11 protein-coding genes are annotated in these 9,489 nt (G+C 62.5%); 3 read left to right on the forward strand and 8 right to left on the reverse strand.

Annotated features, from left to right (window positions below):
- Positions 1-116: 116 nt before the first annotated feature.
- The 6 genes from OC610_RS14305 to lptM are packed head-to-tail and all read right to left on the reverse strand — an operon-like array spanning position 117 to position 4,727.
- Positions 117-821, reverse strand: a complete 705-nt coding sequence (locus OC610_RS14305; RefSeq protein WP_181288051.1) for an HAD family hydrolase — start codon at positions 819-821, stop codon at positions 117-119.
- A complete protein-coding gene (xerC, locus tag OC610_RS14310; protein WP_264428555.1) occupies positions 818-1,717 on the reverse strand; it encodes a tyrosine recombinase XerC in 900 nt (299 codons plus the stop codon). The genes OC610_RS14305 and xerC overlap by 4 nt, the downstream gene beginning before the upstream one ends.
- 2 nt (positions 1,718-1,719) lie before the next feature.
- Positions 1,720-2,442 carry a DUF484 family protein gene (locus OC610_RS14315; protein WP_264428543.1) on the reverse strand — a complete coding sequence of 241 codons (723 nt, stop codon included), beginning with the start codon at positions 2,440-2,442 and terminating at the stop codon, positions 1,720-1,722.
- A gap of 13 nt (positions 2,443-2,455) precedes the next feature.
- Complete coding sequence (gene dapF, locus OC610_RS14320; RefSeq protein WP_264428545.1) at positions 2,456-3,286, reverse strand: diaminopimelate epimerase; 831 nt, start codon at positions 3,284-3,286, stop codon at positions 2,456-2,458.
- A gap of 4 nt (positions 3,287-3,290) precedes the next feature.
- Positions 3,291-4,538: a diaminopimelate decarboxylase gene (gene lysA / locus OC610_RS14325; protein WP_181288054.1), complete on the reverse strand. Its 1,248-nt coding sequence runs from the start codon at positions 4,536-4,538 to the stop codon at positions 3,291-3,293.
- Positions 4,539-4,547: 9 nt separating this feature from the next.
- The gene (lptM, locus tag OC610_RS14330) at positions 4,548-4,727 is read right to left on the reverse strand and encodes an LPS translocon maturation chaperone LptM (protein ID WP_264428547.1); all 180 of its coding nucleotides are present in this window, start codon (positions 4,725-4,727) and stop codon (positions 4,548-4,550) included.
- Positions 4,728-4,952: 225 nt separating this feature from the next.
- Between lptM and cyaY the strand changes: the two genes are divergently transcribed.
- From cyaY to rnk, 3 genes are all read left to right on the forward strand, one after another.
- The gene (cyaY, locus tag OC610_RS14335) at positions 4,953-5,285 is read left to right on the forward strand and encodes an iron donor protein CyaY (protein WP_217860615.1); all 333 of its coding nucleotides are present in this window, start codon (positions 4,953-4,955) and stop codon (positions 5,283-5,285) included.
- Between the two features lie 4 nt (positions 5,286-5,289).
- Positions 5,290-5,505 (forward strand): DUF1289 domain-containing protein, encoded by a 216-nt coding sequence (locus tag OC610_RS14340; RefSeq protein ID WP_264428549.1) that lies wholly within the window; start codon positions 5,290-5,292, stop codon positions 5,503-5,505.
- 243 nt (positions 5,506-5,748) lie between these two features.
- Positions 5,749-6,159 carry a nucleoside diphosphate kinase regulator gene (rnk, locus tag OC610_RS14345; RefSeq protein ID WP_264428551.1) on the forward strand — a complete coding sequence of 137 codons (411 nt, stop codon included), beginning with the start codon at positions 5,749-5,751 and terminating at the stop codon, positions 6,157-6,159.
- Between the two features lie 7 nt (positions 6,160-6,166).
- On the opposite strand, the gene OC610_RS14350 is transcribed toward rnk, so the two are convergent.
- The gene (locus OC610_RS14350; protein WP_264428553.1) at positions 6,167-9,010 is read right to left on the reverse strand and encodes a class I adenylate cyclase; all 2,844 of its coding nucleotides are present in this window, start codon (positions 9,008-9,010) and stop codon (positions 6,167-6,169) included.
- A 166-nt stretch (positions 9,011-9,176) separates the two neighbouring features.
- Entirely contained in the window at positions 9,177-9,422 is a 246-nt protein-coding gene (locus tag OC610_RS14355) for a TIGR02647 family protein (protein ID WP_030138169.1), read from the reverse strand.
- Positions 9,423-9,489: the final 67 nt, after the last annotated feature.

Here is a 9,489-nt window from a genome sequence, read left to right on the forward strand (position 1 = left end):
GTGGGAGCGAGCTTGCTCGCGATGCGGTGGGTCTGCGGGCATTGATGTTGGACGTATCGCCGTCATCGCGAGCAGGCTCGCTCCCACAAGGGGTTTTGGTGGCTATGAAATAGGGTTCAACGCTGGCTATGCCACGCAGCCAACAACCCCGGCAGTTCGGTCAGGCTGCGGATCTCTGCGTCGGGGGCGTGATCGGCGTCCCAGGTCTTGCCCGTCGGGTTGAACCACACCGCGCGCAGGCCGGCCTGTTGGGCGCCGGCGATATCGTCGCCCGGGTGATCGCCGATGTGCACGGCGGTTTGCGCCGTTGCGCCGCCGCGTTGCAAGGCTTCGTGGAACAGCCGGGCGTCAGGCTTGGCGATGCCGATGTCTTCGGCACACAAGGCAAACTTGAAGTAGTCGGCCAGCCCGAGGCGACGCACATCGGCGTTGCCGTTGGTGACGACGCCAAGGGCGAACTGGTTGGCGAGGATTTCCAGGGTCGGCTCGACGTCGGGAAAGACCTCCAGTTGATGCCGGGCATGCAGGAATGCCTCGAATCCCTGGTCTGCCAACTCCGAGGCTCGCCACTGGTCATAACCGGCGTCTTGCAGCGCCCGGAACAGCACGCGCCGGCGCAGTGCACTGATGCGGTGCTTGAGGTTGGGCTCTTCGCTGAGCACTTGCGCGCGGATCGCCCACAGGCGCTCCACCGGGAAATCGCCCAGGTCGGGCGCGTTGTCGGTCAGCCATTGGCGTAATACGGCTTCGGCGCTGGCGATCACCGGGGCGGTGTCCCACAGCGTGTCGTCCAGGTCGAAAGTGATGAGCTCGATGGTCATGATTCGTCGCCCTTGATGCGTTTGGCCCTGGGGTGGGCACTGTCATAGACCGTCGCCAGGTGCTGGAAATCCAGGTGGGTATAGATCTGGGTGGTCTTGATGTCCGAGTGGCCGAGCAATTCCTGGACGGCGCGCAGGTCCTGGGAAGATTCCAGCAGATGGCTGGCGAAGGAATGCCTGAGCATGTGCGGGTGCAGGTTTTGCCCCAGCTCACGTTCGCCGGCGGCCTTGACCCGCAGTTGGATTGTCCGCGGGCCCAGGCGTCGGCCCTGCTGGCTGATGAACACCGCGTCATCCACAGGATTGGCCAACGCTCGCAGCGTCAACCACAACTCGAGGGCTTCACGGGCCTTGCGGCCGATGGGTAGCAGGCGGGTCTTGCTGCCCTTGCCGAGCACCTGGACCATGCCGTCGGCCAGGTCCAGTTGGTCCAGGTTCAGCCCCGTCAGCTCCGAAAGTCGCAAGCCGGAGGAGTAGAAGAGTTCGAGGATGGCCTGGTCCCGTCGCGCCATGAAATCATCCTCGACGGCGCCGTCCAGCAATTGCAGGGCGCGGTCGGTGTCGAGGGTCTTCGGCAGGCGGCGTTCGCCTTTGGGCGGCGCCAGGCCGGTGGCCGGGTCGTGATCGCACAGGCCTTCGCGGTTCAGGTATTGGTACAGGCCACGCACCGCCGACAACAGTCGCGCCAGGCTGCGGGAGGATTGCCCCTGCTGGTGCAGGCGGGCGACGAGGCTGCGCAGGCGCTGGATGTCGAGGCTCGACCAGGTGTCGATGTTCTGCTTCTGGCACCAGCCGAGCACTTTTTCCAGGTCGCGGCGGTAGGCCGACAAGGTGTGAGGCGACACCTGGCGCTCACTGCGCAGGTGTTCGCAGTAAGCGTCCAGCTGCCGTTCCATCATCAGCGTACCGAGCGCAGCGAACCGACGACCCGTGGCAGCACCCGGCCGGTGACTTCGGCGATGTAGCTCAGGAACAGCGTGCCCACCGAACTCTTGTAGTGCTGCGGATCGCGGCTGGCGATGGCCAATACGCCGTGGACACCCTGGTGGGCGATGGCGACAACAGCGGTGGAGCCGATCTGCTTGCGTTGTTCCTCGCCAAACAGGAAGTCCAGCTCGTGCTCGCGCAGGCTGCCGCTGACACTTTTGTTCTCCGTGAGCAGGCCGCCGATGGCGGTTTGCGCGTCGGCGTGGGTGACCCAGCGGCCCACCGGCATGGCGTTGTCGCCAAACAGGATCAGGCTGACGAAGGGCACCTGGAAATCCTGGCGCAGACTGTCTTCGACGCTCATCACCACGTCTTCCAAGGTGCTCGCGTCCATCAGTGCAAGAATCAGCCGACGGGTCTTGTCGAAGAGCCGGTCGTTATCGCGAGCGACGTCCATCAGGTGCGAAAGGCGATGGCGCATCTCGATGTTGCGTTCACGCAGGATCTTCATCTGGTGCTCGACCAGCGACACGGTATCGCCGCGCCGGTGGGGGATCCGCATCGTGGCAAGCAGGTCTTCATGCTCGACGAAGAAGTCCGGATGCGCCTCCAGGTACGCGGTCACCGCCGCTGAGTCCGGAAGGCTCGGGGTTTCGTCGGGGTGCGGGGCTGGAACCTTTGGCTTGTCGGTCATGGGTTTGGCTCACTCAAAGACGAACTTGTCCTTCGTATACGCGTACGGCCGGGCCGGTCATCATCACCGGTTCGCCAGGGCCTGCCCACTCGATGGACAGGCGCCCGCCGGGCAGGTCGATCAACAGGGGCGAATCCATCCACCCTTGGCTGATCGCAGCGACGGCCGCAGCGCAGGCGCCGGTGCCGCAGGCCTGGGTTTCCCCGGCGCCGCGTTCCCAGACGCGCAGTTGGGCGCGGTGGCGATCGATGACTTGCAGGAAACCCACATTCACCCGTGCCGGAAAGCGCGGATGGTTTTCGATCTTCGGCCCCAGTGCGTGTACCGGTGCGCTGTTGATATCGTCCACGCGCAGCACCGCATGGGGGTTGCCCATGGACACCGCCGCCAGTTCCACCGCAGTGCCGTCGACATCAACGGTGTAGTTCAGGGCCTGGGCCGGCGCCTGGAACGGGATGTCCGCCGGCACCAGGCGCGGGGCGCCCATGTTGACGCCGATCTGGCCGTCGCTGCGCACATCCAGTTCGATGATGCCGCTCTTGGTCTCGACGCGAATCTGCCGCTTGGCGGTCAGGCGCTTGTCCAGCACGAACCGGGCAAAGCAGCGCGCGCCGTTGCCGCACTGTTCCACTTCCGAGCCGTCGGCGTTGAAGATCCGGTAGCGGAAATCCACGTCCGGGTTGTTGGGTGCCTCGACGATCAGCAACTGGTCGAAACCGATACCGGTGTGCCGATCACCCCATTGCTTGGCGTGCTTGGGCAGGATGTGCGCGTGCTGGCTGACCAGGTCGAGGACCATGAAGTCATTGCCCAGGCCGTGCATCTTGGTAAAACGCAGCAGCATGGTATTACTCCGGCAGCAGGCTTTCGCCGGCAAACAGCTCGGCTACCGTCTCGCGGCGGCGTACTTCGAATGCCTGATCACCGTCCACCAGCACCTCGGCGCAGCGGCCGCGGGTGTTGTAGTTGGAACTCATGACAAACCCGTAGGCGCCCGCCGAATGCACGGCCAGCAGGTCGCCTTCTTCCAGCGCCAGCTCACGACCCTTGGCGAGGAAGTCACCGGTTTCGCAGATCGGTCCGACGATGTCGTAGCTGCGGGCTTCGCTATCACGTGGGCGCACGGCGGTGACGTCCATCCAGGCCTGGTACAGCGCCGGGCGGATCAGGTCGTTCATGGCCGCATCGACGATGGCGAAGTCCTTGTGTTCGGTGTGCTTGAGGTACTCGACCTGGGTCAGCAGCACGCCGGCGTTGGCCACGATGTAGCGGCCCGGCTCGAACATCAACGCCAGGTCGCGGCCGTCGAGGCGTTCGCGCACGGTCTTGATGTAATCGGCCACCAGCGGCGGCTCTTCATCGCGATAGCGCACGCCGACACCGCCACCCAGGTCGATATGACGCAGGTAAATGCCGCAGTCGCCGAGGCGATCGACCAGTGCCAGCAGGCGGTCGAGGGCATCGATGAAGGGTTCGAGGGTGGTCAGTTGCGAACCGATGTGGCAATCGACGCCCAGCACTTCCAGGTTCGGCAGTTGGGCGGCACGCACGTACACGTCCTCGGCGTCGGCAATGGCGATGCCGAACTTGTTTTCCTTGAGGCCGGTGGAGATGTACGGGTGGGTACCGGCGTCGACGTCGGGGTTCACGCGCAGGGAAACCGGTGCGCGAACGCCCAGCTCGGCGGCGACGACTTGCAGGCGTTCCAGTTCGTCGGTGGATTCGATGTTGAAGCAGTGCACGCCGACTTCCAGGGCGCGACGCATGTCTTCGCGGGTCTTGCCGACACCGGAAAAGACGATCTTGTCAGCGCTGCCGCCCGCGGCCAGCACACGCTCCAGCTCGCCACCGGACACGATGTCGAAGCCGGCGCCCAGGCGTGCCAGGACGTTGAGCACACCCAGGTTCGAGTTGGCCTTTACGGCGAAGCACACCAGGTGCGGCATGCCTTCGAGGGCATCGGCGAAGGTCCGGTACTGGGCTTCGATGTGGGCACGGGAATAGACGTAGGTCGGCGTGCCGAAACGCTCGGCGATCGCAGACAGGGCAACCCCTTCCGCGAACAGCTCCCCGCCACGGTAGTTAAAAGCGTCCATGGCGTTCCCTTAGTAAGTGGTGTGGGTGTCGTGCGCGTGGGATTTGGATTGCGACGACTTGGCCTGCTCTGCTTGTTCTTCGGGAGACTTGCTGTCATCAGGCAGGTACAGCGGACCTTTTTGACCACAGGCTGTCACAAGGCAGGCAACCGCGACGAGCGCAGCAAGGGAAGAGATCAGGCGCTTCATGGCGAAATCCTTGAAAATGCGTTAATTGCGCCGGAGTATACCGGCCACCCGACAGCTTGCCTATGCAACGGGGCGCCCGTCTGGCGGGCCTTGGACTCCAGGGTCGCCCATTCGGTGAACAATGTTCAGCACCCACGGGCCCTTGGTCGTTATCCTTTGCATTCAGCCGGGCGCGTCCGTATCTTGCGGCGCTTGAGCCCGTCAGACATTTTTGAGGTTGCCGCAATGAGTTTGTCCGAAGCCCGTTTCCACGATCTGGTCGATGCTACCCAGCAGACACTTGAGGATATCTTCGAAGAAAGCGACCTGGACATCGACCTGGAAATGTCCGCCGGCGTACTGACTGTCAAGTTCGAAAACGGTACCCAACTGATCTTCAGTCGCCAGGAACCGTTGCGACAGTTGTGGCTGGCGGCGGTGTCCGGCGGCTTCCACTTCGACTACGACGAGGAAAGCGAGCGCTGGATGTGCGACAAGAGCGAAGAGCAACTGGGCGAGATGCTCGAACGCATCGTCAAGCAGCAGGCCGGCGTGGAATTCGATTTCGAAGGGCTGTGATTCCGTGAGCCAGACCGTTCCGGCGCCGCCGCCCAAGCCGCTCTACAGCAATGTCAGCCCGGCCGTGCCGTCGCCGTGCACCAGCGTGTGCAAGCTCGATGAGCGCAAGGTCTGCCTGGGTTGTTTCCGGCACGTGGAGGATATCCGCGAGTGGCGCTCGGCTGACGATGAGCGTCGGCGGGTGATCTGTGCCGAGGCGCTCAAGCGAAAATCCTCGTAGGAGCTGCCGAAGGCTGCGATCTTTTGATCTTGGGCTTTCGCTTCAGATTCAATTGCCCGGATCAAGATCGCAGCCTCGCTGCGCTCGTCAGCTCCTACGGGCAAGAGCGCGGTCTCGTTGCACTCATCGGCTCCTACTGGTAGTGTCCGACTACGCCTCAACGCATCGAGGCCCGTGAAAACCCCGTCTTTATGTGGCGGGGTTTTGCTTTTTTCGTGCAGAAGAAAGGAGTCTGCCTGGACCATGACCGCACCTTCCATCACCCTGACTCGCCTGGACGTACAGCGTCTGGAGCGCTTGATCGACAGCCTGGATGAAACGCTGCCAGGCGTGGTCGCCTTGCAAACCGAACTGGATCGCGCCGAAACCCTGGTGGCACACGATGAAGTGCCTGCCGATGTCGTGACCATGAATTCGCGCGTGCACTGCCGCGAGGAAAGCAGCGGCAAGGATTATCACCTGACGTTGGTGTATCCACAGGACGCCAATGCGGATGAGGGCAGGATTTCGATCCTCGCGCCGGTGGGCAGCGCCTTGCTGGGCTTGAAGGTCGGGCAGCACATCGACTGGCCGGCACCGGGTGGCAAGACCCTGAAGCTGACCTTGCTGGAAGTCGAGTCGCAGCCGGTCAATGGCGGCGACTGCGCGTTCTGAACCCGTCTCAGACCTGGTTCAGCGCCTCGTTCAGCGCGCGTTCCAGGTCGGCCTTGTAGCGCAGGAACAAATTGCTTGAGCAAGCGCTGTCACCCACCAGGCCCGAGAGGTCCAGGTCGGTGATGTAGCAGCGGTAGCGCTCGGCCTCGCGGCGCTGGCCGACAATTTCCCTGGCGACCACGCGGAACAATTGGTCGCCATGCTCCAGTTCCGAAAACTCGCGCTGATCGCAATAGAGGGTGACGTGCACCTGGCCGTGCGCGGCTTTGCCGATGATCGCCTGTACGTCGTAGAACGATTTGTTGACCGGCGTTTGCGGCGACTGCCGTGATTCGACCCGCCGGGCCCGCCCACTACCAGAAGGCAGGAGTTGGTAATAGAGGATTTCCAGGGGCAGGGGCTGGGCCCCGTCCATCGGCAACAAGGCTTCGCGGCGGTAAAGCACCGATTGCAGGAATCGCTGCAGCGGCACCAGCAGACTTTGTTCATCGTGGAATGGCAAGCGCTGCTGCCACAAGGCATTGAACTCATCGAGCACGTACAGCTCGGCCTCTTCTTCGTAGACCCGGTAGAACACCTGGATGCACTCGGGCTGGCCCATGGGCAGGATCAGCGCCACATCGTGATCCTCCAGCGCCATCGAATCCAGATGCAGCGGGCTGTAGGCCGTCAATTCTTCGCCCAGATAATCCATCAGCGCCGACAGGCTGCCCAGCGCCACGTGGTTGACCTGGCCGGGCACCAATTCCAGCACGTGGTAGTGCTGCTGGACCTGGAGCAGGTAGCGATAGTTGAGCTTGCTCAGCAGCAGGGTCTGGGCCGTCTCGATGACCTCCTCGACCCGTCGCGCGATGAATTGCGCGCGGTTGTGACAGAAACAGCGGACCTGCAAGCGTGGCTGGTGCCGTGTGGCCGGCAGGTCGTTGAGGTAATCGCGCAAGCAGTCGAGCAAGGCATGCTCGCCGTCGAAGCGGGTAACCAACACTTCATTCCAGCTATTGAGCGTGACCTGGTCGAGGGTCAGCACCAGGTTCTCGCGCACCCCGGCGTAGCTCAGGGAGTCGGTGCGCTCGGTGGTCATCAGGATGTTCAGGTCGCGGTGATGCTTGAGCGGGTCGACGCCGACGTTCACCAGGATGAGTACTTCGCTGGGGACGCTGGCATGCAGCAATCGTTCTTCGTCGACCGTCGTCAGCGGCAGGGCGATTGCCTGTTGCAGGCTGCCCAGCAGGTTGAACAGTTCAAACTCGCTCAGGTCGCTTTCGCCGGGGTGTAGCGCCAGGCGCGTGCTGCTGTCGATCACGCCGTTGCGATGGCACCATGTGAGCAATTCAAGCAATTCGCGGCTGCGCTTGATGGGGGCGAAGTTTTCCCATTCCAGGGCGTTCAGGCTGCCGTTGTACAAGCCCCACTGGTTCTGCCCCGGTTCTTTCTTGTTCGGCGACTGGACCAGCGTCAGGGTGTCTTCGGCCAGGTCCGGGGCGATCCCGGGATTGATGAATTCGATCTTGTCGGCCTTGCGCTCGAAGGCCGCGTACAGTCGCCGGCCCAGGACATTCAGGTCGCGCTTGTTGATCAGGCTGACGGTTTTTTCGGTGCGGGCGAACTGAGTCAGGAAGCGATAGCTGTAGGTCAACTCGCCAACCAGTGCGCGCCGTTCATTGCTGACCTGGCGCACCTTCCATTGGCTGCGGCTGTCCAGCAGGGCGAGTTGGCGTTGATCCCAGCCCCATTCACGGGCCAGGCGCTCCAGCAGATTTCGCTGCCAGCCGCTGCTGCGAGCCTGGCCGGTGAGCTTGCGGTTCACCTTCAAGTACAGCGCACGTCGGATCAGTTCAAGGCGTTCGGGTTCGCCACGGGTGTTGAGGTATTCCTCGATCCGGCGGTAAACCACCATGTACGGGTCCAGTTCGTCCAGGTCCAGGCGGTTGGCGAACACGGCCTGCTTGAAGCGCAGGCTCAGGCAGCGCACCGTTGGGTGTTCGCTGGCGTAGACCTCGGTGAGCAGGAGCTTGAGCACGGATTTGTAGGGCGACTCGATACCCTTGAACAACTGCCAGAGCCCGGCGCCGATGAATTCTCCCGGCGGGATGTAGGCCAGATGCCCCAAGTCCAGGGTTTCGTCAGCACGGATGAAACGCTTGGATATCAGAGTATGCGTGTATTGCTCATAGTTTTCTTCTTCATAGACCGGCACCAGCCACCAGATCGGCGTACGCCCGGCCAGCCAGATCGCGGTGCGGTAGAACTCGTCCAACAGCAAATAATGTTGCGTGGTGCCGCAATCATCGGAGCTGAGCTGATTGTCCCGTTCACCCCGGACGAATCGCGCCGGGTCGATGAGAAAAAAGTGCGCTTCGGCACCCTGGGTCGCGGCCCAGGCCTCCAGCAATTGGCACTTCTTGCGCAATTCGGCCAGTTCATCGTCACTCAGGTCCGGACCATGGCAAACCCACACGTCCATGTCGCTCTGGTCGGCCTGGGCCAGGGTGCCGAGGCTGCCCATCAGGAACAGACCAAGGATCGGCCGTGGAGGGTTGCTGCCGTGGCGCGGCTTATAGGAGAACGATCGGGTCAGCCGTTGGGCTTCGGCGAGGACGTTGGCGTCGGGTTCGTAGTTCGACAACCCGGCGGGTGTGCTGCCCGAGACGTAGCCGGGCAGCAGCGGATGGTTGACGTGAAAAAACAGCGGGAGCAGCGTCAATACGCCCTGCTGGCGGGTCGACAAACCTTCCAGCGCACGCTCCATGCGTACGGAGTTGAGCTTGAGAAAACGCGCGCGCAACTGGCTCAGGACCTTGCGGTCGATTCCCTCGTCCAGATCGGGGCGTATTTCGTGATTGCGGGTCATGTCAGCTCAAACCGGCTCGCGGCGTCGAACGTGGGGAACAACACAGGTGATGGCAGGTTAGCGCCCGTCTCCTGGAATTCTTGAGCTGGAAATGATTTTGAAATCAGGATTTTTACGTACGCCTGCGGAAATCCCGATGAAGGGGATTTCCGTGGGCGGGGGGAGATCAGGCGGTTTCTTCGGCGCGGAGTATTGTCAGGACAGTTTGCACATTTTGCGCGGCATCGCGCCCCAGGCTGGTCAGGTAGCCGCCATCGGGTTGGTCTATCAAGTCTTTTTCAAACAGCCGTTGGGCAGCGGCGATGGCTTTGGGGGCAGCGGTCTGATGAATTTTCAGGCCTTCCTGGGAACTGTCCAGGTTGAAGAGTGCGAGGATTTCCAGTTCGGCAACCAGCTCAGGGGTAAGCGACATAAGGACTCCAGACTTTCTAGGAATTTGGACGACAGCGTCACTAAGGTGAGCGCACTTGGCCGAGCTG

This window comes from Pseudomonas agronomica (genome assembly GCF_025917275.1).
Taxonomy (GTDB): Bacteria; Pseudomonadota; Gammaproteobacteria; order Pseudomonadales; family Pseudomonadaceae; genus Aquipseudomonas; species Aquipseudomonas agronomica.